The 24,794-nt window shown below is 73.5% G+C and carries 27 protein-coding genes; 15 read left to right on the forward strand and 12 right to left on the reverse strand.

Going from position 1 to position 24,794, the window contains the following annotated elements; translation table 11 throughout:
- Positions 1–71 precede the first annotated feature (71 nt).
- The gene (locus ACIQFU_RS29225) at positions 72–944 is read left to right on the forward strand and encodes an esterase/lipase family protein (RefSeq protein ID WP_402555388.1); all 873 of its coding nucleotides are present in this window, start codon (positions 72–74) and stop codon (positions 942–944) included.
- Between the two features lie 110 nt (positions 945–1,054).
- Here ACIQFU_RS29225 and ACIQFU_RS29230 read toward each other — a convergent pair whose 3' ends face one another.
- Positions 1,055–2,122, reverse strand: coding sequence for a lytic polysaccharide monooxygenase (locus tag ACIQFU_RS29230; protein WP_402555389.1), 1,068 nt, complete (start codon positions 2,120–2,122; stop codon positions 1,055–1,057).
- Positions 2,123–2,300: 178 nt separating this feature from the next.
- On the opposite strand from ACIQFU_RS29230, the gene ACIQFU_RS29235 reads away from it, so the two are divergent.
- On the forward strand, positions 2,301–2,768 hold the full coding sequence (locus tag ACIQFU_RS29235) for a GNAT family N-acetyltransferase (RefSeq protein ID WP_402555391.1): 468 nt from the start codon (positions 2,301–2,303) through the stop codon (positions 2,766–2,768).
- A 25-nt stretch (positions 2,769–2,793) separates the two neighbouring features.
- Here the strand turns inward: ACIQFU_RS29235 and ACIQFU_RS29240 are convergent, their stop codons facing one another.
- A complete protein-coding gene (locus tag ACIQFU_RS29240; RefSeq protein ID WP_402555393.1) occupies positions 2,794–2,928 on the reverse strand; it encodes a hypothetical protein in 135 nt (44 codons plus the stop codon).
- A 151-nt stretch (positions 2,929–3,079) separates the two neighbouring features.
- Between ACIQFU_RS29240 and ACIQFU_RS29245 the strand changes: the two genes are divergently transcribed.
- Complete coding sequence (locus ACIQFU_RS29245; protein WP_402555395.1) at positions 3,080–3,697, forward strand: class I SAM-dependent methyltransferase; 618 nt, start codon at positions 3,080–3,082, stop codon at positions 3,695–3,697.
- A 12-nt stretch (positions 3,698–3,709) separates the two neighbouring features.
- On the opposite strand, the gene ACIQFU_RS29250 is transcribed toward ACIQFU_RS29245, so the two are convergent.
- Both ACIQFU_RS29250 and ACIQFU_RS29255 read right to left on the reverse strand, forming a co-directional pair.
- On the reverse strand, positions 3,710–4,198 hold the full coding sequence (locus ACIQFU_RS29250; protein ID WP_402555396.1) for a DUF402 domain-containing protein: 489 nt from the start codon (positions 4,196–4,198) through the stop codon (positions 3,710–3,712).
- Positions 4,179–5,105: a GNAT family N-acetyltransferase gene (locus tag ACIQFU_RS29255; protein ID WP_402555397.1), complete on the reverse strand. Its 927-nt coding sequence runs from the start codon at positions 5,103–5,105 to the stop codon at positions 4,179–4,181. The genes ACIQFU_RS29250 and ACIQFU_RS29255 overlap by 20 nt, the downstream gene beginning before the upstream one ends.
- 71 nt (positions 5,106–5,176) lie before the next feature.
- On the opposite strand from ACIQFU_RS29255, the gene ACIQFU_RS29260 reads away from it, so the two are divergent.
- Positions 5,177–5,545 carry a GntR family transcriptional regulator gene (locus ACIQFU_RS29260; RefSeq protein ID WP_402555399.1) on the forward strand — a complete coding sequence of 123 codons (369 nt, stop codon included), beginning with the start codon at positions 5,177–5,179 and terminating at the stop codon, positions 5,543–5,545.
- Here the strand turns inward: ACIQFU_RS29260 and ACIQFU_RS29265 are convergent.
- Positions 5,533–6,372 (reverse strand): DUF72 domain-containing protein, encoded by an 840-nt coding sequence (locus tag ACIQFU_RS29265; RefSeq protein ID WP_402555400.1) that lies wholly within the window; start codon positions 6,370–6,372, stop codon positions 5,533–5,535. The two genes, ACIQFU_RS29260 and ACIQFU_RS29265, sit on opposite strands and share 13 nt — an antisense overlap.
- A gap of 20 nt (positions 6,373–6,392) precedes the next feature.
- Positions 6,393–7,487 (reverse strand): DUF5925 domain-containing protein, encoded by a 1,095-nt coding sequence (locus ACIQFU_RS29270; RefSeq protein ID WP_402555402.1) that lies wholly within the window; start codon positions 7,485–7,487, stop codon positions 6,393–6,395.
- 216 nt (positions 7,488–7,703) lie between these two features.
- Here ACIQFU_RS29270 and ACIQFU_RS29275 point away from each other — a divergent pair, with 216 nt between their 5' ends.
- Positions 7,704–8,510, forward strand: coding sequence for an SGNH family lipase (locus ACIQFU_RS29275; protein ID WP_402555403.1), 807 nt, complete (start codon positions 7,704–7,706; stop codon positions 8,508–8,510).
- Here ACIQFU_RS29275 and ACIQFU_RS29280 read toward each other — a convergent pair.
- Positions 8,480–10,138: a serine/threonine-protein kinase gene (locus tag ACIQFU_RS29280; protein ID WP_402555404.1), complete on the reverse strand. Its 1,659-nt coding sequence runs from the start codon at positions 10,136–10,138 to the stop codon at positions 8,480–8,482. The two genes, ACIQFU_RS29275 and ACIQFU_RS29280, sit on opposite strands and share 31 nt — an antisense overlap.
- A 202-nt stretch (positions 10,139–10,340) precedes the next feature.
- Between ACIQFU_RS29280 and ACIQFU_RS29285 the strand changes: the two genes are divergently transcribed.
- The 3 genes from ACIQFU_RS29285 (at position 10,341) to ACIQFU_RS29295 (ending at position 12,080) form a co-directional block, all read left to right on the forward strand.
- Complete coding sequence (locus ACIQFU_RS29285) at positions 10,341–10,883, forward strand: sigma-70 family RNA polymerase sigma factor (protein WP_402555406.1); 543 nt, start codon at positions 10,341–10,343, stop codon at positions 10,881–10,883.
- Entirely contained in the window at positions 10,880–11,695 is an 816-nt protein-coding gene (locus ACIQFU_RS29290) for an anti-sigma factor domain-containing protein (RefSeq protein ID WP_402555407.1), read from the forward strand. Before ACIQFU_RS29285 ends, ACIQFU_RS29290 begins: the two co-directional genes overlap by 4 nt.
- 115 nt (positions 11,696–11,810) lie before the next feature.
- A complete protein-coding gene (locus tag ACIQFU_RS29295) occupies positions 11,811–12,080 on the forward strand; it encodes a hypothetical protein (RefSeq protein ID WP_402555409.1) in 270 nt (89 codons plus the stop codon).
- A 213-nt stretch (positions 12,081–12,293) separates the two neighbouring features.
- On the opposite strand, the gene ACIQFU_RS29300 is transcribed toward ACIQFU_RS29295, so the two are convergent.
- A complete protein-coding gene (locus ACIQFU_RS29300; protein ID WP_402555411.1) occupies positions 12,294–13,109 on the reverse strand; it encodes an ABC transporter permease in 816 nt (271 codons plus the stop codon).
- On the reverse strand, positions 13,106–14,086 hold the full coding sequence (locus ACIQFU_RS29305) for an ATP-binding cassette domain-containing protein (protein ID WP_402555413.1): 981 nt from the start codon (positions 14,084–14,086) through the stop codon (positions 13,106–13,108). Before ACIQFU_RS29305 ends, ACIQFU_RS29300 begins: the two co-directional genes overlap by 4 nt.
- Before the next feature lie 63 nt (positions 14,087–14,149).
- Here ACIQFU_RS29305 and ACIQFU_RS29310 point away from each other — a divergent pair, with 63 nt between their 5' ends.
- Positions 14,150–14,854 (forward strand): TetR/AcrR family transcriptional regulator C-terminal domain-containing protein, encoded by a 705-nt coding sequence (locus tag ACIQFU_RS29310; RefSeq protein WP_402555415.1) that lies wholly within the window; start codon positions 14,150–14,152, stop codon positions 14,852–14,854.
- 428 nt (positions 14,855–15,282) lie between these two features.
- Here ACIQFU_RS29310 and ACIQFU_RS29315 read toward each other — a convergent pair whose 3' ends face one another.
- The 3 genes from ACIQFU_RS29315 to hmgA are packed head-to-tail and all read right to left on the reverse strand — an operon-like array spanning position 15,283 to position 18,568.
- A complete protein-coding gene (locus ACIQFU_RS29315; RefSeq protein WP_402555417.1) occupies positions 15,283–16,443 on the reverse strand; it encodes a type ISP restriction/modification enzyme in 1,161 nt (386 codons plus the stop codon).
- A gap of 22 nt (positions 16,444–16,465) precedes the next feature.
- Positions 16,466–17,215 (reverse strand): GntR family transcriptional regulator, encoded by a 750-nt coding sequence (locus ACIQFU_RS29320; RefSeq protein WP_402555419.1) that lies wholly within the window; start codon positions 17,213–17,215, stop codon positions 16,466–16,468.
- 27 nt (positions 17,216–17,242) lie between these two features.
- Positions 17,243–18,568: a homogentisate 1,2-dioxygenase gene (hmgA, locus tag ACIQFU_RS29325; protein ID WP_402555421.1), complete on the reverse strand. Its 1,326-nt coding sequence runs from the start codon at positions 18,566–18,568 to the stop codon at positions 17,243–17,245.
- 206 nt (positions 18,569–18,774) lie between these two features.
- Between hmgA and ACIQFU_RS29330 the strand changes: the two genes are divergently transcribed.
- The 6 genes from ACIQFU_RS29330 to ACIQFU_RS29355 all read left to right on the forward strand — a co-directional run bounded on the left by ACIQFU_RS29330 (position 18,775) and on the right by ACIQFU_RS29355 (position 24,748).
- Entirely contained in the window at positions 18,775–19,344 is a 570-nt protein-coding gene (locus ACIQFU_RS29330) for a hypothetical protein (protein WP_402555423.1), read from the forward strand.
- A 103-nt stretch (positions 19,345–19,447) separates the two neighbouring features.
- Complete coding sequence (locus ACIQFU_RS29335) at positions 19,448–20,065, forward strand: TetR family transcriptional regulator (RefSeq protein ID WP_402555425.1); 618 nt, start codon at positions 19,448–19,450, stop codon at positions 20,063–20,065.
- Between the two features lie 139 nt (positions 20,066–20,204).
- Positions 20,205–21,680, forward strand: coding sequence for a CitMHS family transporter (locus ACIQFU_RS29340; protein WP_402555427.1), 1,476 nt, complete (start codon positions 20,205–20,207; stop codon positions 21,678–21,680).
- A gap of 31 nt (positions 21,681–21,711) precedes the next feature.
- Positions 21,712–22,965, forward strand: a complete 1,254-nt coding sequence (locus tag ACIQFU_RS29345; protein ID WP_402555428.1) for an MFS transporter — start codon at positions 21,712–21,714, stop codon at positions 22,963–22,965.
- A 2-nt stretch (positions 22,966–22,967) separates the two neighbouring features.
- Positions 22,968–23,183, forward strand: coding sequence for a hypothetical protein (locus tag ACIQFU_RS29350; protein ID WP_402555430.1), 216 nt, complete (start codon positions 22,968–22,970; stop codon positions 23,181–23,183).
- Positions 23,184–23,410: 227 nt separating this feature from the next.
- The gene (locus tag ACIQFU_RS29355; RefSeq protein ID WP_402555431.1) at positions 23,411–24,748 is read left to right on the forward strand and encodes an ABC transporter ATP-binding protein; all 1,338 of its coding nucleotides are present in this window, start codon (positions 23,411–23,413) and stop codon (positions 24,746–24,748) included.
- Positions 24,749–24,794 lie beyond the last annotated feature (46 nt).

Below are 24,794 nucleotides of genomic sequence, written 5' to 3' on the forward strand. Positions count from 1 at the left end.
AGCATCCCGTGATCCGGATCACAGGGCATCCCTGCCGTCGCAACTCCCCCGATCCGCAAGGAGATCACCCGATGCTGCCCTGGAACCGAGTGTTCAGACCGCTGGCCGCGCTGCTGCTGACCGCCGCGGTCGCCCTGGTCCCCGCCGTCACGGCCACCGCCGCCCCCGCCGCCACCGCGCGTCCCGGCTCCGGCTGGAACGACTACACCTGCGAGCCCTCCGCCGCCCACCCCCGCCCCGTCGTCCTGGTCCACGGCACCTTCGGGAACTCCGTCGACAACTGGCTGGGCCTCGCGCCCTACCTGAAGAACCGCGGCTACTGCGTCTTCTCCCTGGACTACGGCCAACTGCCGGGCGTCCCGCTCTTCAACGGACTCGGACCGGTCGAGAAGTCGGCGGAGCAACTGGCCGCCTACGTCGACAAGGTGCTCACCGCGACCGGCGCCGACGAGACCGACCTCGTCGGCCACTCGCAGGGCGGCATGATGCCCCGCTACTACCTCAGGTTCCTCGGCGGAGCCGACAAGGTGAACGCCCTGGTCGGCGTGGCGCCCAGCAACCACGGCACCACGCTGTCCGGCCTCACCCGCCTGCTGCCGTACTTCCCCGGCGTCGGGGACCTGCTGAACGAGCACACCCCCGCCCTCGCCGACCAGGTCGTCGGCTCCGACGTCCTCACCAAGCTCAACGCCGGCGGCGACACCGTGCCCGGCGTGCGCTACACCGTCCTCGCCACCAAGTACGACGAGGTGGTCACGCCGTACCGCAGCCAGTTCCTCGACGGTCCCGGTGTGCGCAACGTCCTGCTGCAGGACCTGTGCCCGCTCGACCTCTCCGAGCACCTGGCGATCGGGCTGCTGGACCGGATCGCCTTCCACGAGGTGACCAACGCCCTGGACCCGGCGCACGCCACGCCCACCACCTGCGCCTCGGTCTTCGGCTGACCGTGCGGCCGGGGCGACCGGCTGCCCCGGCCACACGCCCCGCGGGGGTCCGCCCGGCCTGAGCCGCCGGACGGACCCCGCGTTCCCCCGCGTCACCCCCGTGCTCAGGGTCAGCGGCCGTGCCGGCCACCGGTCGCCGCGCGCCGGCGGACCGACGCGAACAGGGTGGCCGCGCCGAGCGCCAGGGCGGCGGCGCCGCCGACGGCGACGTAGGGCGTGCTGCCGTCCCCGCCGGTCTCGGCGAGGTTCTCGGTGCCCCCGCCCGCGGCCTTGACCTGGTTGGGACCGGCGGCGGCCTCGGGCGCCTGCTCCGCGGCGGTGGGCGCGGCCGCCGGTTCCGTCGGATCCGTGGTGGTCTCCGCGTCCTGGTCGCCGTGACCGTGGTGCTCGATCGTCGACTTGTCGGCCGCGGCCGCGATCTGCTCCTCGGACGGCGCGGAGGCCTCGGGCGCCGGCGCGGCACCCCCGGCCGTGTCACCGCTGCCGCCGCTGCTGTCACTGCCGCTCCCGCTGCTCCCGCTGCCGGTACCGGAGCCGCCGAAGGAGACGTCCGAGCAGGAGTAGAACGCCTCCGGGCTGTCCGAGCGCTGCCACACCGCGTACAGCAGGTGCTTGCCGGAGCGCTCCGGCAGCGTGCCGGAGAAGGTGTAGAAGCCGTCCGAGGCGACCGGGTCGGTGGCGGTCGCCACCGGGGCGGACAGGTCCAGGTCGCCCCAGCCGAGCGGCTGCGAGGGGTCGTAGCCGGGCTTGGTGACGTACACCTTGAAGGTGCCCTTGTGCGGAGCCGTCACACGGTACTTGAAGGTGTACGAGCCGCTGCTCACGCCGGTCGCGGGCCAGTCGTCACGGGCCAGGTCCAGCCCCTTGAACGCCGGGTCGTTGGCACTGCACAGCTTGCCGTCCGGGATCAGCTCCTGGTGCTTGCCGGCGGCGTTGCCGATGCGGATGCCGTTCCAGTCGTAGAGCGCCTGCGTGCCGCCCGCCGCGACCACCGCCTTGCACGCGGCCGACTTGGGGCTCTCGGGCCCCTCGGCGTGGCACTGCGACACCCGGCTGACCGGGTCGCCCATCGAGCCGTGCGCCGACGCGGGGGCGGCGGCCAGCGTGGTCAGGGCGAGCGGGGCGAGACCGGCGACGGCGACGGCTGCGGCCCTGCGGGACGCGGACGGTGCGGGCATGCGGAACTCCTCGAAACGGTCACGGGGGACTGGGGAACTCGGGCCGGAACCCGTGGGGTCGATCAGCAAGCTAGCCCCAGGGGACCGCGGAATCGCCTGCTGGAGACGGGTGACGGAGATCCTTATGGTCGCGTTAAGGGAGTGCTCAGGCTGGGCTGAGGTAGCTACCGTTCGAGGCATGGAACGAGAGCGGATCCGGCCGGCGGTCGCCGCGGACGTGCCGGCGGTCGAGGCGGTGACCGACGCCGCGTACCGCCCCTACGTCGAGCGCATCGGGGTGGTGCCGCAGCCCATGGAGGCGGACCACGCGGCGAACGTGGCGGCGGGGAAGGTGTTCGTCACGGACGAGCCCGGCACCGGGCTCGCGGGCGTCGTGGGACTCGTGGTCGTGGAGGTGTCGGACGGCCACCTGTTCCTCGACAGCGTCGCCGTCCACCCCGGCGCGCACGGCAGGGGCGTCGGGCGACGGCTGCTGCGGTTCGTGGACGCGCACGCGCGTGCGCTGGGCCTGTCCGAGGTCAGGCTCTACACGAACGCGATGATGTGGGAGAACCGGGAGATCTACCCGAGGTACGGGTACGAGGTCGTGGCACGCCGAGTGGACGGGCCCTACGACCGCGTCCACTACCGCAAGCGGGTGCTCTGAGGCGTCTCATGTCCGGACCTGCCGGTCAGCTCTCCGGCCACCAGGTGCGCGCGATGTCCTTGCGGACCTCCGGGCGCCTCGAGAGGTGCTCGTCGGACTCCTCGCGGACTCGGCGGGCGTCGGTCTTCTTCAGGGGCTTCTGCACGGTCAGACGGCGCATGGCTGCCTCCTTACGGATCCACCGGGTTCCGCGTTCTCACGGAGGTAGACCCTTTCCCCGAGACTCACTCATCGATGCGTCCCTGTCAGTGGCGGTTGTCACGTTCTCGTGCCCCGACTCCGTTGTCAGTGGCTCCTGTCACCCTGGGCGCATGAGTGGGAACAGTGACGAAGCGACCGCGCCGGGTGTCGACTGGGACGCGCTGGCCGCCTCCTTCGACGACGAGCCGGACCACGGTCTGCGCGACGCGGACGTACGCCGGGCCTGGGCCGCCCGGCTGGCCTCCTGGCTGCCGCAGCCGCCCGGCGACGTCCTGGACCCGGGCTGCGGCACCGGCAGTCTGTCACTCCTCGCGGCCGAGCAGGGGCACCGCGTCACCGGCGTCGACCGGTCCCCGGCCATGGTGGAGCTGGCCAGGACCAAACTCGCCGGACGTGACGCGGTGTTCCTCACCGGTGACGCGGCGGCGCCGCCCGTGGGCGAGCAGCGCTTCGACGCCGTGCTGGTCCGGCACGTGCTGTGGACGCTGCCCGACCCCGGCCGGGCCCTGCGGCACTGGCGGCAGTTGCTGCGCCCCCGGGGACGGCTGGTCCTGGTCGAGGGCGTGTGGGGGAGTGTCGCCCCGGTCGGCATACCGGCCGGCCGGCTCGTCGCCCTGCTCGGCCCGCTCGCCGGGCGGGCCCGCGTGGAGCGGCTGTCGGACGACGCGTCGTTGTGGGGCCGGGAGGTGACGGACGAGCGGTACGCGGTGGTGGCGACGTACGGATGACCCGGCGGCGCGCTAGGCGAGCAGGCCGGTGAAGCCGTCCCCGAGGGCCAGCCGCTCCAGTTCGTCCAGGGCGGCCACGGCGGCGGCAGCGGCACGCGGGTCCCGGTCCGCCAGCCCGCTCTCGGTGAACTCGTCCTCGTCGAGGCGCCGTACGTCCGCGCCGTCGGCGGAGCGCCACAGGTCCAGGTCGAGGTCCTCGACGACCAGTTCGGCGCCGGTCAGGACGGCGGGACGGGTGATGTCGCAGTACCAGCCCTTCAGCACGCCGGCCGACGTGCGGACCTCCTTCACCGAGTACCACCGGTCGCGCCAGTAGTACTCGGTGAAGACGTCCCCGGCCTCGAAGCGCACGAAGCCGAAGTCGCGCACGCCGTCACCGGCCCAGGGGGCGCGGACGGCGAGGCGGGTCCCGTCGTCGTGCAGCAGCGCGGCCGCGTACCGGATCTTCGTCCGGCCCGCCTTGACAAGTGCGACGCTCAACTCAGCGGATTTCCCGGACATGGCGCACCTCCGTCGCGCAGATCTCGTACCCGAGCCACTTGTTGACGGCGAGCATCGGGCCGTTGTCGGTGTCGTTGCCGGTGAGCGCCTCCGTGTACCCGGCCGCGCGGGCCCGGTGCAGGGAGGCGGTCTTGACGAGTTTGGCCAGGCCCCGGCCGCGCCGGCCGCGGACCGTGCCCGTCATCGCGGTCGAGTACCGGGTGCCGTCGGTGTAGGCGACGCTGAAGGCGGCCGGGCGGCCGTCGACGACCGCGACGGTGGTCAGTTCCCGGTTGAGCAGCGGGTGCCGCCAGGTCTCCGCCAGCCAGGTCTCGTAGTCCGTGAACTCGATGTCGACGTCGCCCGGTTCGTCCGCCACCGTCTCCGCGTCCAGCTCGAACACGGGCCGGGGGTCGTCGGCGAAGTCGGCGGCGGTGCGCAGCTCGACACCCGGGGGAGGGGACAACAGCGGCGGCAGCGTGGCGCGGGACAGGTCCAGCCGGAGGAAGTAGGCGGCACGGCGCCGTTCGTAGCCGTGCCGCTCGGCGAAGGCCAGGTCGGCGGGCCCGTCCAGCGCCCAGGCGTACAGCTTCGTCGCGCCCTCGCCGGTCAGGTACTCCTCGGCCGTCCGCACCAGCAGGCCGCCGGCACCGCGCCGCAGCCGCTCCGGGTGGACGTAGACGTTCAGGAAGCCCTGACCGGGTTCCGGGCTGTCGTGCACCAGCCCGATCTGGGCCGTGCCGATCACCTCCCCGTCCTCCTCGGCGACCAGGCACCGGCTCCGTGCCTCCGCAGGGGTGTGGACGAGGCGGTGCACGACGGCCTCCGGCGTCCACAGGATGAACGGCAGGGCACGGTGGCGGACCCTGGTGAAGGCCGCGAGGTCGGCCGGATCGTCGGAACGCAGGTCGCGTACGAGAACGGTCATGTGGGCGCACGCTACGGCGACCGGGCGGTCCGGTGCCTCTCATTTTTTCGGGAGTACGGGACAATCACCGGGTGACCTTGAAGATCCGTATCGACGACGGCACGCCGCCCTACGAGCAGGTGCGCGCGCAGATCTCCGAACAGGCGCGGTCGGGCGCCCTGCCGGTCGGCCACCGGCTGCCCACCGTGCGCGGACTGGCCGAATCCCTCGGGCTCGCCGCGAACACGGTCGCCAAGGCGTACCGGGCGCTGGAGGCGGACGGGGTGATCGAGACGCGGGGGCGCAACGGAACGGTGGTCGCTGCCGCGGGTTCTGCGGCGGAGCGGGAGGCTGCCGGCGCGGCGCAGGGGTATGCCGAGCGGGCTCGGCGGCTCGGGCTCACCGAGGGGGAGGCGCTTGCCGCGGTGCGGGATGCCCTGCGGGCGGCCTACGAGGAGTGAGTGCCGACTGGGTTCGGGCCGTCGCCCGGCTGCGGGTTCGTTGTGGCTGACCGCGCAGTTCCCCGCGCCCCTTCCGGGCGCGTTCTGGTGACCGTCAGGTCCCAAGCGCGGGCCCGTCTGGCGAAGACCTGTGCGTCTCGCACCGCCGCCGCGTTCGGGTCGTTGTTGAAGTAGGCGTAGACGTCGCTCGTGTTCGGCCAGGTCGTGGCGATGCGGGCGGCCCACGTCGACAGTGACCGGCGGCCGTAGTGCGGCCAGGGTGTGGCCCGGCCCTCGTGGAAGCGGACGTAGCCCCAGTCGGTGGTGCGCCACAGCGGGGTGGCCGGGCGGGAGTGGACGTCCGCCCAGCACAGCGCCGCGCGCCGGGAGACGAGAACCTCGCGGACCTCGGGCGTCCACCACGACTCGTGCCGGGGTTCCACCGCGACCCGGGTGCCGGGCGGGAAACAGGCCAGGCAGGTGTCCAGGAGGGCCGGGTCGGCGCGCAGTGTCGGCGGCAGTTGCAGCAGGACGGGGCCGAGGCGGTCGCCCAAACCGGCCGCGTGGGACATCAGGCGGCCGACCGGTTCCGCCGGGTCGCGCAGGCGTTTGATGTGCGTCAGGTAGCGGCTCGCCTTGACCGCGACGACGAAGTCCGGCGGCAGCCGGTCCCGCCACGCCGCGAAGGTCTCCCGGGCGGGCAGGCGGTAGAAGGCGTTGTTGATCTCGACCGTCGCGAAGCCGGCCGCGTAGTGCTCCAACCAGAGCCGGACGGGCAGACCGGGCGGGTAGAAGGCGCCGCGCCAGTCCCGGTACTGCCAGCCCGACGTGCCGACGAGCAGGGGCATACCCCCATCAAAGCACCGGGCTACAGATACAGCCCGGCGTCCGCGCCCGCCCGCGGTTCCGGCAGCGCGGTCGGCGAGGTGCCCCGGCGCAGCGCGTACAGCTCCGCCAGCGTGGCGCCCTCGCGGCCGACCCCCTCCTCGGTGCCGAGCCAGTCCACCGCCTCCCGCCGGGTGAGCGGGCCGACCTCGATGCGGGCCAGGCAGCGGCCGGGGCGGACGACGGCGGGGTGCAGGCGCTCCAGGTCCTCGTTGGTCGTGACGCCCACCAGGACGTTGCGGCCCTGGCCGAGGAGTCCGTCGGTGAGGTTCAGCAGGCGGGAGAGGGCCTGGCCCGCCGTGTGCTTGGCCTCGCCGCGGATCAGTTCGTCGCAGTCCTCCAGGAGCAGCAGCCGCCAGCGGCCCTTGCCCGCCGCGTCCTCCTCGCCGATGGCGATGTCCATCAGATAGCCGACGTCGGAGAAGAGCCGCTCCGGGTCGAGGACGCAGTCCACCTGGCACCAGTCCCGCCAGGAGCGGGCCAGGGTGCGCAGCGCGGAGGTCTTGCCGGTGCCCGGCGGACCGTGCAGGAGCAGCAGGCGGCCCGCGATGTCCTCGGGTGTCGTCTTCATCAGGCCGTCCATCGCCTCGGCCACCGGTGCCGTGTAGTTGGGCCGGACCTCGTCCCAGGTGCCCGCGGCGATCTGACGGGTGGTGCGGTGCGGGCCGCGCCGCGGGGAGACGTACCAGAAGCCCATCGTCACGTTCTCCGGCTGCGGCTCGGGCTCGTCCGCCGCTCCGTCCGTGGCCTGGCCGAGCACCTTCTCGGCCAGGTCGGCGCCGGTCGCCGTCACTGTGACGTCGGCGCCCCGGTTCCAGCGTGAGATCAGCAGGGTCCAGCCGTCGCCCTCCGCCAGCGTCGCGCTGCGGTCCTCGTCGCGGGCGACCCGCAGCACGCGCGCGCCCGGTGGCAGCAGCGTGGCTCCGGACCGTACGCGGTCGATGTTGGCGGCGTGCGAGTACGGCTGCTCACCCGTGGCGAAACGGCCGAGGAACAGCGCGTCGACGACGTCGGACGGGGAGTCGCTGTCGTCCACGTTGAGCCGGATCGGCAGGACTTCGTGCGGGTTCACGGACATGCCGCCATGATCCGGCACCCGGTCGCCGCGTGCACCCGCTTTCCCGGGCACGCGCGCCGCGCGGACGCTCGTGGCACCGGCCCCGGCAGCCGCTCAAACCACCCGGATTTCGTCCCGACTTGAACGAATGTCAGCCAATTCTTGGCATGAACACTTCCAGTCAACGCGCGTAGCCGCTACCACGGTTGTGGCAGCAATCCTGCTAAGGGAGGTTCCATGAGACGTTCCCGACTTGTCGGCATCCTGAGTTCACTCCTCCTCGCCGCCGGCGCCGCCCTCACCGGGGCCGCGACCGCCCAGGCGGCCCAACCCGCCGCGGCCGACGGCTATGTGGCCCTCGGCGACTCCTACTCCTCCGGGGTCGGATCGGGCAGCTACATCAGCTCCAGCGGCGACTGCAAGCGCAGTACGAAGTCCCACCCGTACCTGTGGGCGGCCGCCCACTCACCCTCCACGTTCGACTTCACCGCCTGCTCCGGCGCCCGTACGGGTGATGTTCTCTCCGGACAGCTCGGCCCGCTCGGCTCCGGCACCGGCCTCGTCTCGATCAGCGTCGGCGGCAACGACGCGGGCTTCGCCGACGTCATGACGACGTGTGTGCTCCAGTCCGACAGCTCCTGTCTGTCGCGGATCGCCACCGCGGAGGCGTACGTCGACTCGACGCTGCCCGGCAAGCTCGACGGCGTCTACTCGGCGATCAGCGACAAGGCCCCGAACGCCCACGTCGTCGTCATCGGCTACCCGCGCTTCTACAAGCTCGGCACCACCTGCCTCGGCCTGTCCGAGACCAAGCGGACGGCGATCAACAAGGCCTCCGACCACCTCAACACCGTCATCGCCCAGCGCGTCGCCGCCCACGGCTTCACCTTCGGAGACGTCCGCACCACCTTCACCGGCCACGAACTGTGCTCCGGCAGCTCCTGGCTGCACAGCGTCGACTGGCTGAACATCGGCGAGTCGTACCACCCCACCGCGGCCGGCCAGTCCGGCGGCTACCTGCCGGTCCTCAACGGCGCCGCCTGACCCGAGGCGGAAGCAGAAGAGGAGGAGGGGGAGGCCCCGTCCGTCGGGGTCTCCGTCTCCGTCCCGGTCCCGCAGGTCACCGAGAACGCCACCGCGTTCGACGTGGCACGCACCGGAGTGCGCACCTCCACGCGGACCGCACTCTCCAAAGCGGCGTCCTCGTCGTGCGTCGTCACCACCACGGTGTCCTGACGCGAACGGCCGCCGCCCGAGGGGAAGGACAGGGTCCGCCACCCCGGGTCCGAGACCGACCCGTCCGCGGTCACCCAGCGGTAGCCGACCTCCGCGGGCAGCCGCCCCACCGTGAACGTCGCCGTGAAGACGGGCGCCCGGTCGTGGGGCGGCGGGCAGGTCCCCGAGTAGTGGGTGCGCGAGCCAGCCACGGACACCGTCACCGACTGCGGTGCGGGACTGCTCTCCCCGCCGGTCTCCCCGCTGCCGCCCCGCGAGGACGCCGACGGGCTCGGCTCCCCGCCGCCGCGCGTCGGCGCCGACGCGGCCCCGGTGTCCCCGCCGCCCGAACCCCGCGCCCCCGCATCCCCGTCCGAGCGGTCCAGCAGCACGTACGTCAGCCCGGCCAGCGCCAGTACGAGCACGGCCACCCCGGCCACCAGCACGGCACGCGCCCGCCGGGCCCGGCCCCCGGTCGCACCCGACGCGCCGGTCGCCCGACTGCCCCCGGTCGCCGGCACGGGCATCGGCGGCGTCGGCGCGGTGGGCGGCCCCTGGTGGGCCACGACCGTCGGGGCGTACGCGCCGGACGGTGCCGTCCCGCCGGCCGGTCCCGGGCCGTACGGGGCCCCGCCGGCGCCCACGAGCCGCAACTCCCGTTCGGCCCGCTCCGCCAGAAGCCGCTCGGCCGGATCCTTGCGCAGCAGCCCCTCGACGACCGGCGCGAGCGCACCCGCCCGGCGCGGTGGCGGCAACTCCTCGTCGACGACGGCCCGCAGGGTGCTCAGCGGCGTGTCCTGGCGGAACGGCGTGGCGCCCTCCACCGCCGCGTACAGCAGCACGCCCAGCGACCACAGGTCGGACTCGGGTCCGGGCGTGCGGCCCAGCGCCCGTTCCGGCGCGAGGAATTCGGGCGAGCCGATCACCTCGCCGGTCATGGTCAGCGCCTCGCTGCCCTCGACCCGGGCGATCCCGAAGTCGGTGAGTACCACCCGGCCGTCGTTCGCCAGCAGCACGTTGGCCGGCTTCACGTCCCGGTGCAGCACCCCCGCGGCGTGCGCGGCCCGCAGCGCGGCCAGCACCTCGGCCCCGATCAGCGCGGCGCGCTCCGGCTCCAACGGGCCCTCCGCGTCCAGCAGATCGGCCAGGGACAGCCCGCGGACCAGCTCCATCACGATCCACGGCCGGTCGCCGTCGGTGGCCACGTCGTACACCGTGACCACATTGGGGTGGGAGATCCGGGCGGCGGCCCACGCCTCGCGCTCCAGCCGGGCGTACATCCGCCGGACGTCGGCGCCGGGCAGCCCGGCGGGGGCGCGCACCTCCTTGACGGCGACCTCGCGGTGCAGCACCTCGTCGCGGGCGCGCCACACCGTGCCCATGCCGCCCTCGCCGAGCGGGGACAGGAGGCGGTAGCGGCCGGCGACCACACGCTCACCGTCGGGTTCTCCGGACACGGTCGCCCCCTATGACGTCGTGCGCGCGGACACTCCACAAAGTAGCCCAACCCGGTGCGGACGCGACCCCCCGGAACCGATCCGGACCCGGCGACTGGCGTTTTCGGGCCGCCCGTCCGTAACCCCTGCGGAGGGCGTGCCGCCGTGCGCGCCCGGCGGTGACGTCGACGGGCCGGGCGCGGTCCGCGGAGAGGGGGGACCGGTGGAGGCGGACGAGCTGCTGGTGCTCGTGGCCGACGGCGACCAGAAGGCCTTCGAGGAGCTGTACGGCATGGTGTCGGGCCCGGTGTTCGGACTCGTGCGGCGCGTGGTGCGCGACCCCGCCCAGTCGGAGGAGGTCACCCAGGAGGTGCTGCTCGAACTGTGGCGGTCCGCCGGGCGGTTCGACCCGCGCCGGGGAAGCGCCCTGGCGTGGGTCCTCACCGTCGCCCACCGCCGCGCCGTCGACCGGGTGCGCAGCGCCCGCGCGGCCGGCGAACGCGACCGGCGCGAGGCCCGCCGCGCCCACCACCCCGCCTACGACCAGGTCTCGGAGGAGGTCGAGGCCGGACTCGAACGCGAGTGGGTGCGCCGCTGTCTGGACCGTCTGACCGCCCTGCAGCGTCAGTCGGTCACCCTCGCCTACTACGACGGCTACACCTACCGGGAGGTGGCCGAGCGCCTCTCCCTCCCGCTGGGCACGGTCAAGACCAGGATGAGAGACGGACTGGGCCGCCTGCGCGACTGCCTGGGAGGCGCCGCATGAGACTCGGCCGCCGGCTGCCCGGCCGCCGCGCCGTCCTCCACTCGCTCGCCGCCCCCTTCGCCCTGGACGCCCTGGACGGCGCCGAACGGGTGCGCTTCGAACGGCACCTGGAGGGCTGCGGCCGCTGCGCCGCCGAGGTGCGGTCCCTGCGCGAGGACGCCGTCCGGCTGGCCTGGTCCACGGCCGCCCCGGCGCCGCCCGCCCTGCGCGAGCGGGTGCTGGCCGCCGTACGCGGCACCCCGCAGGAGCCCGCGCTCCCGGCCGGGCCCGTCCCGCGGCCACCGGCCCACGGGTGGGGCGGCCGGCCCGGCGCCGGGCGCTCGCGCGGGTCCCGGCCGCGGCTCCTGCTCGTTCCGTTCGCCACGGCGACGGCCGCCGCGGCGCTCGTGGTCGCCTCGCTCTTCGCCGTGCAGGCGGCCCGCACCCAGGACGAGCTGGACGGCGCACGGGAGAGGGCAGGTGAGATCGCACACGTTCTCGCCGCCCAGGACGCCCGCGCCGCCAGGGGCGCGGACGAGCGGGGCCGCGGTGTCGCGGTGGTCGCCTCCGCGTCCGAGGGGCGCGCGGTGGTCACCCTGAGCGGGTACGGCGAGCCGTCGGGCGACCGCGTGCGCCAGCTGTGGCTGATGCGCCCCGGCGCCGAGCCGCGCTCCCTCGGGCTCTTCGACCGCGACATGCCCCTGATCGTGTCGGGTCTGAGCCGCTCCGCCACGTCACTCGCGGTGACGGTCGAGCCCGCCGGGGGGTCGGTTCGGCCGACGAGTGTGCCGGTTGTCCAACTCGCCCTGGAATCTGTCGGATTCGGAGAGTAATCGTCAACCCCCTTACGGGGAAGGTGAATCCTGTGACCGCGATACACGCATGCCGTACCGGGGCGATAGGGTTACTCTGCCCGGGCCGGGTGGACTCGTACGGGTGGGGAGTGACATGGAACAGATAACAGTGCGCAGCAGGGCAAGGGTCCCTGCCATCACCTGCGGGAGCAGCGCGACCAGCTCGCGCCTCGACCGTCATCTCGCGGTACTCGGAGGGCCCGCCCTTCCGTCGCGGGAGACCGTGGAGGCGACGTCGCTGATGCGTGAGCTGACCGCGCGTGAGCCCGCGCACAAGCGCAGCAACAGGGGTGTCCGGGTGCGCCGGGTCTCGCTGTTCGCGCCGCTGCGCCGACTGCGCCGTTCGCTGTTCGGCGGCAACTGAGGCCCGCGCGCCGGTCGTCACACCCTCCCGGCGCGGCGCCGCGGCACTCGTCCGTCATCCCCACGGCACGCAGCGGCGCCCCGGTGTGCTTCCCGAGCGCGGGCCGTCCCCGGCAGACCCGGCCCCGTACGCCCGCCCCCTGCGCGTCCTCGCCATCCTGTCCCGCGTCTGCGTCCCGCCGTCTCCCCACCGGCGGTGACGCACTCGGCCCGCTCAGCGGGCGCCGTGCGCGTACCGACGCACGGCGAGCGGGACGAACACCGCGAGCAGTAGCGCGCACCAGGCGAGCGATCCGGCCACGGGGTGCGTCACCGGCCAGGCGGCCCCGTCCGGCACGGGCGCGTTGCCGAAGAGGTCCCGCAGGGCCGTGGTCACCGCGCTGATGGGATTCCATTCCGCGAGCGTGCGCAGCCAGCCCGGCAGCCCGTCGGTCGGGATGTACGCGTTGGACAGCAACGGAAGGATGAAGGTCGCGCCGCCCAGTTGACCGGCGGCCTCCTCGTTGCGGGTGAGCAGCCCCAGGAAGATCCCGATCCACGTCGTCGTGAACCGGAACAGCAGCAGCAGCGCCACCGCACCCACCGCGCCGAGCGCGCCGCCCTCCACCCGCCAGCCCACCGCGAGCCCGACGAGCAGCAGGGGAACCGTCCCGGCGGCCGTCACCAGCACGTCGGCGACCGACTGCCCGAGCGGTACGGCGGCCCGGCTCACCGGCAGCGTACGCAGGCGGTCCGTCACGCCCCGGTGGGTGTCCTGGGCGGCCTGGAACATGCCGGTCATGATGCCGTTCGCGGCCGTGGCGACCAGCAGGCCCGGCACCAGGAAGGCCCGGTACTCCTCGCCCGGCATCGCCAGCGCGCTGCCGAAGACGTAGCCGAAGAACAGCAGCATCGTGATCGGCATGGTCTGGGTGAGGACCATCAGCCCCGGATTGTTCCGGGCCCGCCGCAGCTGGCGGCCCAGCATGGCCGACCCGTCGTACGCCAGGGCGCGGGCCGAGCCGTACGGCCCCGTCGTCATCGTGCTCATGCCACCAGCTCCTTGCTGTCGTGGCCGCTGTCGCCGTGGCCGCTGTCGCTGCCGCCGGTCAGGCGGAGGAAGACGTCGTCGAGGGTCGGCGGCCGCAGGCTCGCGTCCACCAGGGGCACGCCCGCCGCGTCGAGTTCGCGCACCAGGCGGGGCAGGGTCAGCGTCGGATCGGTGCTGACGGCGCCGGCGGTGCGCCGCTCGTGGTCGAGGGCCGGCTCCGCGCCGGTCAGCCGGTCCAGGACCGCCGCCGCCCGCGCCAGGGCGTCCGCGTCCGCGACCACGGCCTCCGCGTACGCCCCCACCAGTGCCTTGAGTTCGGCCGGCGACCCGGTGTGCGCGACCCGGCCCCGGTCCACCAGGGCGATGTCGTCGGCGAGGCGGTCGGCCTCCTCCAGGTACTGCGTGGTGAGCAGCACGGTGGTGCCCTCCTCCTTCAGGGCGCGTACCGCCTCCCAGATGCGGTTGCGGCTGGCCGGGTCGAGCCCGGTCGTCGGCTCGTCCAGGAACAGCACGTCGGGGCGGCGTACGAGGCTCGCGGCCAGGTCCAGGCGGCGCCGCATGCCGCCGGACAGCGTGGAGGCGGGCCGGTCGGCGGCGTCGGCCAGGCCGAAGCGGTCCAGCAAACCGTCGGCCCGCGCCGCCGCGTCCCGTACCCGGTGCAGCCGGGCGAACAGCCGCAGGTTCTGCCGTCCGGTGAGGTCGCCGTCCACCGACGCGTACTGCCCGGTCACCCCGATCCGGCGACGGACCGCGGCGGCCTCGCGCACCAGGTCGTGCCCGGCGATCCGCGCCGAGCCCGCGTCCGGCCGCAGCAGCGTCGTCAGCAGCCGGACCGCCGTGGTCTTGCCCGCGCCGTTCGGCCCGAGCAGTCCGCAGACCGTGCCCTCGGCCACCGCGAGATCCAGACCGCGCAGCGCGTGCACGGTGCCGAAGCGCTTCTCCAGTCCTTCACTAAGTACAGCGTACGTAGTAGTCATGCTGCGACCATAGCGCACTACGTACGCTGTACGTAACTAGGATGGTGGCCGAGGTGATGCACGATGGCGGGCCGAGCGGCCGTACCCGAAGTGATCTGGTCGCGCCCCGAGCGCACCGGCCGGGGGCCGAGACCGGCGTACACCCGCGCCGACATCGCCGCCGCCGCGGTGGGGATCGCCGACGCCGAGGGCCTGGACGCGGTCTCGATGCGCCGCGTCGCCGGCGAGCTGGGCTGCGGCACCATGTCGCTGTACAACTACGTCCCCCGCAAGGAGGACCTGTACGAGCTGATGATGGACGCGGTCAGCGGCGAGCACGAGCTGTGGGAACCCAGCGGGGACTGGCGCGCGGACATGATCCGGGTGGCCCACCAGACCCGCGCCCTGATGCACCGCCACACCTGGCTGCCCCGCCTGATGTCGCCCGTCTACGGCTTCAGCCCCAACGCCCTGCGCTACCTGGAGCACTGCCTGGCCTGCCTCGACCCCTTCGACGCGCCCTACGGCACCAAGATGGAGCTGGTCGCGATGGTGAACGGCGTCGTGACGACGTACGTCTCCAACGAGATCGCCACCGTCGAGCGCACCCGCTCGCTGCCCTGGTCCGAGGAGCAGGAGAACGCGGCGCGCATCGCCTACCTCGGCCGTCAGGTCGCGAGCGGCGCCTATCCGCGGCTGGCGGCGTCCTTCGCCGAGGACGCGGGACCGATCGACCTGGAAGGGGTCTTCGAACGGGCGCTGACGCGAGTACTGGACGGGTTCGCCTGAGCCGGACACCGACGCGGGGCGAGGCCCGGGCGGCGGCAGGGGTGCGGGCATACCGCGCAGGGACCGGGCGGGCCAGCGGGGCGAGGGCCGGGCTGCGGCGGGGGTGCGGGCATACCGAGCAGTGCTCGGGGTCGGGACCGGGCGCTCGCGGGCCGGGCCGAAGGCAGGAGCCGGGGCAGGCCCGAGGCAGGTCGGGACTGGATGCGCTGGGCGGGGGTCGGGATCGGGCGCTCCCGGGGCAGGGGTGATGGCAGGAGCCGGGCCGGGTCAGGTCGGGAGTGGATGCGCCGGGCAGGTCAGTGGGGCGAGGCCCGGGCGGCGGCAGGGGTGCGGGCATTCCGTGCAGGTCGCGGGGGTCGGGGGCGGGTGGGTTGGTGGTTCGGTGCCGGGGGGCGGGTCGTGGGGCCGGGGGTGGCGGGGTTTTGCGGTCACAGCAGCGCCAACTGGCCCTCCGGACCCTCCTCCCGGTCGTCCAGGACCGAGGCCGGACGCCGGGCCGAGCCGGGCACCGGCAGGACGCCCGCCTCGCGCAGCTCGGTCGCGGTGATCTCGTCCGTGACCGTCAACTCCCGGCAGGCGCCGAGCACTTCGGCCAGCAGGGCGAGGACCGTGATCAGCTCCAGCAGCTCGGACGTCCAGGTCTGCGGCCAGCCGGCCGGGCGGATCGCCGTCAGTGTGCCCGGCTCGCCCTCCGCCGTGCGGGCCGCGAACCACTGCTCGAGCACCCGGACCCCGCCCACCTCGAAGTCCCAGGCACCCGGCGGCACGGGGGAGACGCGGCCCTCGTCCAGGCAGAGGGCCTCCTCGTCCCGGTCGTAGCGCAGCGTCAGCGGGTGCGGGGGCAGCGGGGCGCGGACGTACGGGCGGCGACCGCCGGGCAGCTTGGGGCGCTCTCCGTCGCGGCGCATCAGCCACAGCGCGCGCCGGCCCAGTTCGACGCCGCGCTCCCACAGCGACGGGTCCGCGGTGAGCGGGACCAGCGAGCCGGGCCGCACGGCCGCCACCGACCAGGCGAGCACGTCCAGCGGGCCGGGGCGCAGGCCGAGGCGGGCGGTCAGGTGGTCCAGCAGGCCCGGGGCGAGGTTGGGCTCCGCACCGCCGGGGCGGCGGTGCAGCGGCCGGATCCGGGCGGGGCCGAACAACGGCAGCAGCGAGGTCGCCACCAGCAGCGGCCCACCGGCGGCCTCGGGCGTCTCCACCACGAACACCTGGCGTTCGTCCGCCACCCGCCACAGCTCCGGACGGGCCGCGTCGATCAGCCGGTGGTCGGGAATCAGCCACTGCTCGTCGAACGGCGCCCGCAGCACCCGGACCGGCTCCGGACAGGGCCCCGAGGCGCGCGCCAGCCGCTCGGTGCCCCCGGCGCCGCCCGGCAGTCGCCCGACCGCCGAGTGCGGTGTGCGCGAGCGGGTCGGTTCGAACAGGGCCGCGCGGTCGGGCCCCCCGGCCTTCACCAGGGCGTCCCAGCGGGCCTTCAGGGACGCCGCGTCGGGAGCCGCCGGCCACCCCCGGCCGAGCCGCGGCGGTGCGACGGACCACGGCATGAGGTCCGCCAGCGGCGGAGCGTCGTCGTGCGTCACGCCGGGCATCGTACGACGGGGCGCCCCGGCCTCACGTGGCATCCAGGGTGACCGTGAAGGAGAAGCGGTCGCCGCGGTAGTGGATGACGGCCGCGTCGAGGACCCGGCCGTCGGTGTCGTAGGTGATGCCCGTGTAGTGCAGGATCGGGCTGAGCAGCGGGACTTCGAGCAGCCGCGCCGTCTCCGGGTCCGCGAGCCGCGCCTCCACGGTGTCCGTGATCCGGCTGATGTCCATGCCCACCATGTCCCGCAGCACCTTGGTCATCGGCCACCGGGCGAGGTCGTCCGGGTCGATGCGCCCGGCCAGTTCGGGACGGACGTAGTTGCGGGCGTGGTTGGTCGGCTCGCCCGTCTTCTCGTCGCAGCGCAGCCGGTGGTACGTCGCCACCTCCGGCAGCTCCGCGAAGTACTCGGCGAGTTCGGACGGCACCGGGCCGAAACCGTGGCCCAGCAGCTCGGCCTTCATGCCGGACTGCTGCGCCACGATCGCGTCCACCGAGCCGAGCAGCCGCACCGGGGCGCCCCGGCGGGCGTGCGGCTCGATGAACGTGCCCCGCCGGCGGTGGCGGGTGATCAGCCCCTCGTCCTCCAGCTCCTTCAGCGCCTGCCGCATGGTCAGCACGCTCACCCCGTAGTGCCCGGCCAGCTGTTCCTCGGTGGGCAGGCGCAGCGGGTCCCGGGGCGAGCGGCCGAGTATCGAGGCGCGCAGCGACTGCGACACCTGGTACCAGAGCGGCAGCTTGCGGTTCAGGACGATGGAGTCCGGGGCGAAGGAGGTCACGGGCCATCCGTACCGGTAGGGGAAACCTCAGTGCAAGGGGCGGAAGTGCCGCTCCAGGCCCTGCCAGACGTCGTCGTAGCGGGGCTGCAGGTGCTCGGCGCGGGCCGCGTGGGGGGTGAGGGTCACCGGCCACCGGGTCTCGAACATGAACGCCAGCCCGTCGTCGATCCGCTGCGGCCTCAGCTCGGCGGCGCTCGCCCGGTCGAAGGTCTCCCGGTCCGGGCCGTGCGCCGACATCATGTTGTGCAGCGAACCGCCGCCCGGCACAAAGCCCTCCGCCTTGGCGTCGTAGGCGCCCTCGATCAGGCCCATGTACTCGCTCATCACGTTCCGGTGGAAGTAGGGCGGCCGGAAGGTGTCCTCGCCCACCAGCCAGCGCGGCGCGAACACCACGAAGTCCACGCCCGCCAGGCCCGGGGTGTCCGAAGGGGAGGTGAGCACGGTGAAGATCGACGGGTCCGGGTGGTCGTACGAGATGGTGCCGATGACGTTGAAGCGACGCAGGTCGTAGACGTACGGCACATGGTTGCCGTGCCAGGCGACGACGTCCAGCGGGGAGTGGTCGTACTCGGCGGTCCAGAGGTTGCCGCAGAACTTGTTGACCACCTCCACCGGGCCCGCCGTGCTCCCGTCGTCCTCGTAGGCGGCGACCGGCGCCCGGAAGTCCCGGGCGTTGGCCAGGCCGTTGGCGCCGATCGGGCCGAGGTCGGGGAGCTGGAACGGGGCGCCGTAGTTTTCGCAGACGTACCCGCGGGCGTCCTCGTCCAGCAGCTCAACGCGGAACCGCACCCCGCGCGGGATCAGCGCCACATGCCCCGGCTCGGCGTGCAGCAGCCCGAACTCGGTGCGCAGCAGCAGGCCGCCGCGCTCCGGGACGATCAGCAGCTCGCCGTCGGCGTCGCTGAAGACGCGCTCCATGGAGGCCGTCGCGTGGTACAGGTGCACGGCCATGCCGGTGCGCTGGGTCGCGTCGCCGTTGCCGCCGAGCGTCCACAGTCCGGCGACGAAGTCCGTACCGGGTCCGGGCTCGGGCAGCGGGTTCCACCGCAGGCGGTTCGGGTCCGGCACGGCCTGGTTGAAGGGCGCGGTGCGGATCGTGCCGTTGCCCGTACGGGTGAACGCCGGGTGCGCGGCCGACGGGCGGATCCGGTACAGCCACGAACGCCGGTTGTGTGCCCTCGGCTCCGTGAACGCCGTGCCGCTCAGCTGCTCCGCGTACAGGCCCAGCGGGGCCCGCTGCGGTGAGTTCCGGCCCTCGGGCAGTGCGCCCGCCACGGCCTCCGAGCTGTGCTCGTTGCCGAAACCGGACAGATAGGCCAGTCCCTCGGCGGTCTTCCGCGCGTCCCCGCTCATCGCTCGCTCCCTCGCAACCCGAATTCTCGCGACCCGATTCCTATGGCACACCGTAGGATTGCGGTTTCCCTCGCGCAAGAGGGCATAAGAGGACTTCCCCGCTCCGCCTCTTCACTCCGCCTCTTCCCCGCAGTCCTCCGCGAGGATGACCGGAACCAGCCCCCTGGGGGATCCGGACTGTCGGACCCGTGTTCTAGTCTCACGTCATGTCGTGGACGCGGGGAGTGCTCGCCGTGCTCGCGGTCTGTGTCCTGCTGTTGACGGGATCGGCGGGCTGCGACTCCGGTGACGTGGGTGAGCCGGAGGCCGGGGATTCGGCCACGCCGGTGGGCAGGCTGATCGACGCCACCGACGAGGAGGGCCGGCGCTACCGCGAGGTGGACGCCGAGCGCGCGCCCGCGGTCGGGATCGAGGTGCAGCCCGAGGCCGACGACAGCTGGGACGTCCGGCTCACCGTCCGCGACTTCAGGTTCTCGCCGGACGGCGCGGAGGCGAAGGCGGTGGCCGGCCGCGGCGTGGCCCACCTCTTCCTCGACGGCGACCACCTCACCCGCCTGCGCGGCCCCCGCTACCGCCTCGCCGCCGACCTTGTCCCGCGCGGCACGCACCAGCTCACGGTCCGCCTGTACGCCGACGACGGCACGGTCTGGGCCGTCGACGGCGAGCCCGTCGAGAGCACGGCGGACATCACGGCGTCGGAGGCGGAGCCGACCGGCGCGACCCAGCCCGAGGAGATCGGGGGACGCACGGTCACCGAACCGGCGGCCGGCCGGTGACGGCGGCCACCGCCGTTCTCCGGTGCAGGAAAGGACCGGATCCGGGAGGCGTCCCCCGCCCTGCCGGAGGCCGCGGTTCACCCGGCCGCTCCCGGAGGGCATCATGAGGACCGTGTCCCACGCGACCCCGCTCCGCCGTGCCCCCGTGCAGCGCCGCAGCGCCGAACGGCTGACCCGGATCCTCGACGCCTGCGCCGACCTCCTCGACGAGGTCGGGTACGACGCCCTGAGCACCCGGGCCGTGGCGCTGCGCGCGGACGTCCCCATCGGGTCGGTCTACCGCTTCTTCGGCAACAAGCGGCAGATGGCCGACGCCCTGGCCCAGCGCAACCTCGAACGCTACGCGGAGCGCGTGACCGAACGGCTGACGGAGGCGGGGGACGGCGGCTGGCGCGGTGCGCTGGACGCCGTGCTCGACGAGTACCTCGCGATGAAGCGGACCGCGCCCGGCTTCTCCCTGATCGACTTCGGCAACCAGATCCCGGTCGGCGACCGCCACGCCGTCCCCAACCACCGCGTCGCCGAGCGGCTCACCGAGCTGCTCTCCGGCTACCTGGGCCGCCGGCCCGACGACGGCATGCGCCGCGTCTTCCTCGTCGCCGTGGAGACCGCCGACACCCTCGTCCAGCTCGCCTTCCGGGTCGCACCGGACGGCGACGAGAAGATCATCGAGGAGGCCCGCGAGCTGCTGCGGGCGTATCTGGGACGCGTGCTCGACTGACCGGCGCAGAGCTTTGACCTGGAGTTTTGCGCTTATTGCTCGCATGTCGACGTCTTGTTGACGCTCCATGGCGCCACCTAACGTCGCTCGCACTGCCTGCCCGGTGGGATGTTCAAGGGCGAACGTTAGGTACTCACTCATGCTGACCATCCTCGGCTTCGCCATGATCGCGACCTTCCTGGTCCTGATCATGATGAAGAAGATGTCGCCGATCGCGGCGCTCGTGCTGATTCCCGCGCTGTTCTGCGTGTTCGTCGGCAAGGGTGCCCATCTCGGCGACTACGTCATCGACGGCGTGTCCAGCCTCGCCCCCACCGCGGCGATGCTCATGTTCGCGATCGTCTACTTCGGGGTGATGATCGACGTCGGGCTCTTCGACCCGATCGTCCGGGCCATCCTGAAGTTCTGCAGGGCCGACCCGATGCGCATCGTCGTCGGCACGGCCCTGCTCGCCGCGATCGTCTCGCTGGACGGCGACGGCTCCACCACCTTCATGATCACGGTCTCGGCGATGTACCCGCTGTACAAGCGGCTGGGGATGAGCCTGGTCGTGATGACCGGCGTCGCCGCGATGGCCAACGGCGTGATGAACACGCTGCCCTGGGGCGGCCCCACCGCCCGGGCCGCCACCGCGCTGAAGGTCGACGCCACCGACATCTTCGTCCCCATGATCCCGGCCCTGGCCGCGGGGCTGGTCGCGGTCGTCGTCCTGGCGTACGTGCTCGGTCTGCGCGAGCGCAGGCGGCTGGGCACGCTGTCGCCGGGCGGCGCGCCGGTGCGGGAGCCGGAGTCGGAGAGCGAGACGGTGCTGGTCGGTGCGGGTGCGGGTGCGGGTGCGGTCTCCGGGGCGTCCGGTGCGCGTTCCGGTGCCGGAGCGGCTCGTGGCGGTTCGGGCGAGGCGGCCGGCCGGGACGGCGGGACCGCCGACCGGAGCGGCGGGTCAGGCGACCGGAGCGGCGGGTCCGGCGACGACTTCAAGGGGCTCGACCCCGACCGGCCCACCCTGCGTCCCAAGCTGTACTGGTTCAACGCGCTGCTCACGGTCGCGCTGCTCACCGCCATGATCATGGAGCTGCTGCCGATCCCGGTGCTCTTCCTGATCGGTGCCGCGCTCGCCCTCACGGTCAACTTCCCGCACGTCCCCGACCAGAAGGCCCGCATCGCGGCCCACGCCGACAACGTCCTCAACGTCTCCGGCATGGTCTTCGCCGCCGCCGTCTTCACCGGCGTCCTCACCGGCACCGGCATGGTCGACCACATGGCCAACTGGCTCGTGGACACCATCCCCGACGGCATGGGCCCGCACATGGGCCTGGTCACCGGTCTGCTCAGCCTGCCGCTGACCTACTTCATGTCGAACGACGGCTTCTACTTCGGCGTCCTGCCGGTGCTCGCCGAGGCCGGGCAGGCGCACGGCGTGTCGACGCTGGAGATCGCCCGCGCCTCGATCGTCGGCCAGCCCCTGCACATGTCCAGCCCGCTCGTCCCGGCGGTGTACGTCCTGGTCGGCATGGCCAAGGTCGAGTTCGGCGACCACACGCGGTTCGTGGTGAAGTGGGCGGTCCTGACGAGCCTGGTGATCCTCGCGGCGGGCATCTTGTTCGGCATCGTCTGACCGTCGGAGATCATCAGGAAGGGACACGATCATGGTGCCCGGTGGGAACCGCGGCTGGCTGCTCCGCCTCGTCATAGCCTTCGGCTTCGCGCAGGGGGCGGTGTCGATGGCCCGGCCCGCCGTCTCCTACCGGGCCCTCGCGCTGGGCGCCGACGAACGGGCCGTCGGCGTCATCGCCGGTGTGTACGCGCTGCTGCCGCTTTTCGCCGCCGTTCCGCTGGGCCGCCGCACCGACCACGGCCGCTGTGCGCCGCTGCTGCCCGTCGGCGTGGTGCTCATCGCCGGGGGCTGCGCGCTGAGCGGCGTCGCCGGGTCCCTCGCGACGATGGCCCTGTGGAGCGGCGTCATGGGGCTCGGGCATCTCTGTTTCGTCATCGGTGCCCAGTCCCTGGTCGCCCGCCAGTCCGCGCCGCACGAACAGGACCGCAACTTCGGCCACTTCACCATCGGCGCCTCGCTCGGCCAGCTGATCGGACCCATCGCCGCGGGCGCGTTGATCGGCGGCCCCGACATGGCCGGCAGCAGCGCGCTCGCCCTGGTGGTGGCCGGCGCGGTCGCGGCGGTCGCGTTCACGTCCCTGTGGCGCACAGAGCACCCGGGAGCCGCCGGGTCCCGTACGGAACGGGGGACACGCGTCCCCGTGGCGAGCATCCTGCGCTCCCGGGGCGTGCCCGCGGGCATCCTGATCAGCCTCTCCGTGCTCTCCGCGACCGACATCCTCACCGCCTACCTGCCGGTGGTCGGCGAGCACCGGGGCATCTCCCCGGCCGTGATCGGCGTACTGCTCAGCCTGCGGGCCGCCGCCACGATCGCCTGCCGGCTCGTGCTGACGCCCCTGCTGCGGCTGCTCGGCCGCACGGTGCTGCTCACCGTGACCTGTCTGCTGGCCGCCCTGCTGTGCGCCGGCGTCGCACTGCCGGTGCCGGTGTGGGCGCTCGCCGCGATGCTGGCCGTCCTCGGCTTCTGCCTGGGCGTCGGTCAGCCGCTGTCCATGACGACGGTCGTGCGGGCGGCCCCCGACGGGGCGCGCTCCACGGCCCTCGCGCTGCGCCTGACCGGCAACCGGCTCGGCCAGGTCGCCGCCCCCGCCGCCGCGGGGCTGATCGCGGGCGTGGCGGGCGTGGCCGCGCCGTTCGTGATGCTGGGCGCCCTCCTCCTGCTCTCCTCGGGCGTCGCCCTGCGTTCGCCCGCGACCGGGGCGGCCGACCGGCGGAGTCCGGCGGTCGGGCAGGATGTCCCGGACCGGGCCGGCGACAGCCGGCCGTGCCGGGAAACGAAGGGGTGAGCATGATCCTTCTTGTTCTGTCCGTCCTCCTGCTCCTCGTCGCCGGCGGCTGCGCCTGCGTCGTGTGGGCGGCCCGCGGCGGCCCGCCCTGGACGCGCGCGGTGGCGACGGCGACCATGGCGGCGGGCGAACTGGTCCGCGCCTCCGGCCGCTCCCGCGGCAACCGGGGAGGCGGCGGCAACCGCAGCGGCGACGCGGACGGCTCGTCCGACTGCTGACCACCTTGCGGCCGATCCCGGCATGATCACGTCGTGAGACGCCCCGCCCCCTGAATCCGGCCGTCCGCTTTCTCACCAGATGGACGGTCGCGTCGAGATGTCGTCCGGTGTCTTCCCCCGGCCGGGCACGGTCCGTTAACTTCCGTGACTCACACGCCCCGTACGACCCGCACGAGGGCGTCCGACCGCGGAGCACCAGCGCTCAGTGAGTCCCCGGGGGCACCTCCATGACACGCGCCATCTCCCTGCACGACGTGAGCAAGACCTACGCGCGAGGCGTCCGCGTGGTGGACCGGCTGTCGCTGGACATCGCGCCGGGCGAGTTCCTCGTCCTGCTCGGTCCCTCCGGCTGCGGCAAGTCCACCGTGCTGCGCATGATCGCCGGGCTGGAGGAGATCACCGACGGGGAGCTGACGCTGGACGGCGCGTACGCCAACGACCTGCTCCCGGCCGAACGGCGCATGGCCATGGTCTTCCAGAACTTCGCCCTCTACCCGAACATGACCACCCGCGGGAACATCGGCTTCCCGTTGCGCGTCGAGGACCCCCAGACCGACCACACCCCCCGCGTGGACGCCACCGCCCGGATGCTGGGCATCGAGGACCTGCTCGACCGCTTCCCCGCCCAGCTCTCCGGCGGCGAACGCCAGCGGGTCGCCATGGGACGGGCCATCTCCCGCCGCCCCGCCGCCTTCCTGATGGACGAGCCGCTGTCCAACCTCGACGCCAAGCTCCGCAACCACCTGCGCGCCGAGATCACCCGGCTGACCCGGGAGCTGGGCGTCACCACGATCTACGTCACCCACGACCAGTCCGAGGCCATGTCACTGGGCGACCGGGTCGCCGTCCTGCGCGGCGGGGTCCTCCAGCAGGTGGACACGCCGCGCGCGGTGTACGCCCTGCCGCGCAACGTCTTCGTCGCCGCCTTCATCGGCACCCCGCGCATCAACCTGCTGCGCGGCCTCGTGCGCGCCCCGCTGGACGGGGCGATGACCATCAGCCTGGGCAAGCAGTTCCTGCGCCTGCCCGAACCGCTCTGCCTGGACCACCAGTTGCTCCGCGTCCAGCAGGGCCGCGAGGTGATCGTGGGCCTGCGCTCGGAGGCCGTACGGATCGCGAAACCCTCGTCCGCACGCCCCGGCGAGGTGCTGCTCACCGGGCTCGTGGAGCACGTGGAGTTCCAGGGCCACGAGGTCCTCGTGCACTTCGACACCGGTTCGCGGCCGGCCGTCGTGCCCGACCTGGAGGCCCCGCGCCCCGCCGCCCGGCCGGTCGGGCGCCGTCGCCGCGACGGCACGGTCCTGGAGCGGCTGAGGGAGCGGGCCGGCGCCCTGCGCGCCGGGCCGGTGGTCGTCATGGACGAGCCGCCGGAGCCCGAGCCCGCGGTCGCCGCGCCCGACGGACGCCTCCCCGGCGACCTGATCGTCCGCACCACCCCCGACATCGACCTCCGTCACGGCATGCAGGTGCCCCTCCTCGTCGACCTCGCCCACCTGTTCGTCTTCGACCAGCACGGCGACCGCATCTGCCCCGCCCCGGCGCGGCTGCCCGACCTGGAGGAGTGATCCCGCCCCGATCCAGCACTCCGGAAGGGTGAGCCGCGCCACCATC

The organism is Streptomyces sp. NPDC093065 (assembly GCF_044754585.1).
Lineage (GTDB): Bacteria > Actinomycetota > Actinomycetes > Streptomycetales > Streptomycetaceae > Streptomyces.

Coding starts and splice junctions, on each gene's coding strand:
- ACIQFU_RS29225 (WP_402555388.1), top strand. CDS start 72: ATGCTGCCCTGGAACCGAGTGTTCAGACCGCTGGCCGCGCTGCTGCTG.
- ACIQFU_RS29230 (WP_402555389.1), bottom strand. CDS start 2,122: ATGCCCGCACCGTCCGCGTCCCGCAGGGCCGCAGCCGTCGCCGTCGCC.
- ACIQFU_RS29235 (WP_402555391.1), top strand. CDS start 2,301: ATGGAACGAGAGCGGATCCGGCCGGCGGTCGCCGCGGACGTGCCGGCG.
- ACIQFU_RS29240 (WP_402555393.1), bottom strand. CDS start 2,928: ATGCGCCGTCTGACCGTGCAGAAGCCCCTGAAGAAGACCGACGCCCGC.
- ACIQFU_RS29245 (WP_402555395.1), top strand. CDS start 3,080: ATGAGTGGGAACAGTGACGAAGCGACCGCGCCGGGTGTCGACTGGGAC.
- ACIQFU_RS29250 (WP_402555396.1), bottom strand. CDS start 4,198: ATGTCCGGGAAATCCGCTGAGTTGAGCGTCGCACTTGTCAAGGCGGGC.
- ACIQFU_RS29255 (WP_402555397.1), bottom strand. CDS start 5,105: ATGACCGTTCTCGTACGCGACCTGCGTTCCGACGATCCGGCCGACCTC.
- ACIQFU_RS29265 (WP_402555400.1), bottom strand. CDS start 6,372: ATGCCCCTGCTCGTCGGCACGTCGGGCTGGCAGTACCGGGACTGGCGC.
- ACIQFU_RS29270 (WP_402555402.1), bottom strand. CDS start 7,487: ATGTCCGTGAACCCGCACGAAGTCCTGCCGATCCGGCTCAACGTGGAC.
- ACIQFU_RS29275 (WP_402555403.1), top strand. CDS start 7,704: ATGAGACGTTCCCGACTTGTCGGCATCCTGAGTTCACTCCTCCTCGCC.
- ACIQFU_RS29290 (WP_402555407.1), top strand. CDS start 10,880: ATGAGACTCGGCCGCCGGCTGCCCGGCCGCCGCGCCGTCCTCCACTCG.
- ACIQFU_RS29295 (WP_402555409.1), top strand. CDS start 11,811: ATGGAACAGATAACAGTGCGCAGCAGGGCAAGGGTCCCTGCCATCACC.
- ACIQFU_RS29300 (WP_402555411.1), bottom strand. CDS start 13,109: ATGAGCACGATGACGACGGGGCCGTACGGCTCGGCCCGCGCCCTGGCG.
- ACIQFU_RS29305 (WP_402555413.1), bottom strand. CDS start 14,086: ATGACTACTACGTACGCTGTACTTAGTGAAGGACTGGAGAAGCGCTTC.
- ACIQFU_RS29310 (WP_402555415.1), top strand. CDS start 14,150: ATGGCGGGCCGAGCGGCCGTACCCGAAGTGATCTGGTCGCGCCCCGAG.
- ACIQFU_RS29315 (WP_402555417.1), bottom strand. CDS start 16,443: ATGCCCGGCGTGACGCACGACGACGCTCCGCCGCTGGCGGACCTCATG.
- hmgA (WP_402555421.1), bottom strand. CDS start 18,568: ATGAGCGGGGACGCGCGGAAGACCGCCGAGGGACTGGCCTATCTGTCC.
- ACIQFU_RS29330 (WP_402555423.1), top strand. CDS start 18,775: ATGTCGTGGACGCGGGGAGTGCTCGCCGTGCTCGCGGTCTGTGTCCTG.
- ACIQFU_RS29335 (WP_402555425.1), top strand. CDS start 19,448: ATGAGGACCGTGTCCCACGCGACCCCGCTCCGCCGTGCCCCCGTGCAG.
- ACIQFU_RS29340 (WP_402555427.1), top strand. CDS start 20,205: ATGCTGACCATCCTCGGCTTCGCCATGATCGCGACCTTCCTGGTCCTG.
- ACIQFU_RS29345 (WP_402555428.1), top strand. CDS start 21,712: ATGGTGCCCGGTGGGAACCGCGGCTGGCTGCTCCGCCTCGTCATAGCC.
- ACIQFU_RS29350 (WP_402555430.1), top strand. CDS start 22,968: ATGATCCTTCTTGTTCTGTCCGTCCTCCTGCTCCTCGTCGCCGGCGGC.
- ACIQFU_RS29355 (WP_402555431.1), top strand. CDS start 23,411: ATGACACGCGCCATCTCCCTGCACGACGTGAGCAAGACCTACGCGCGA.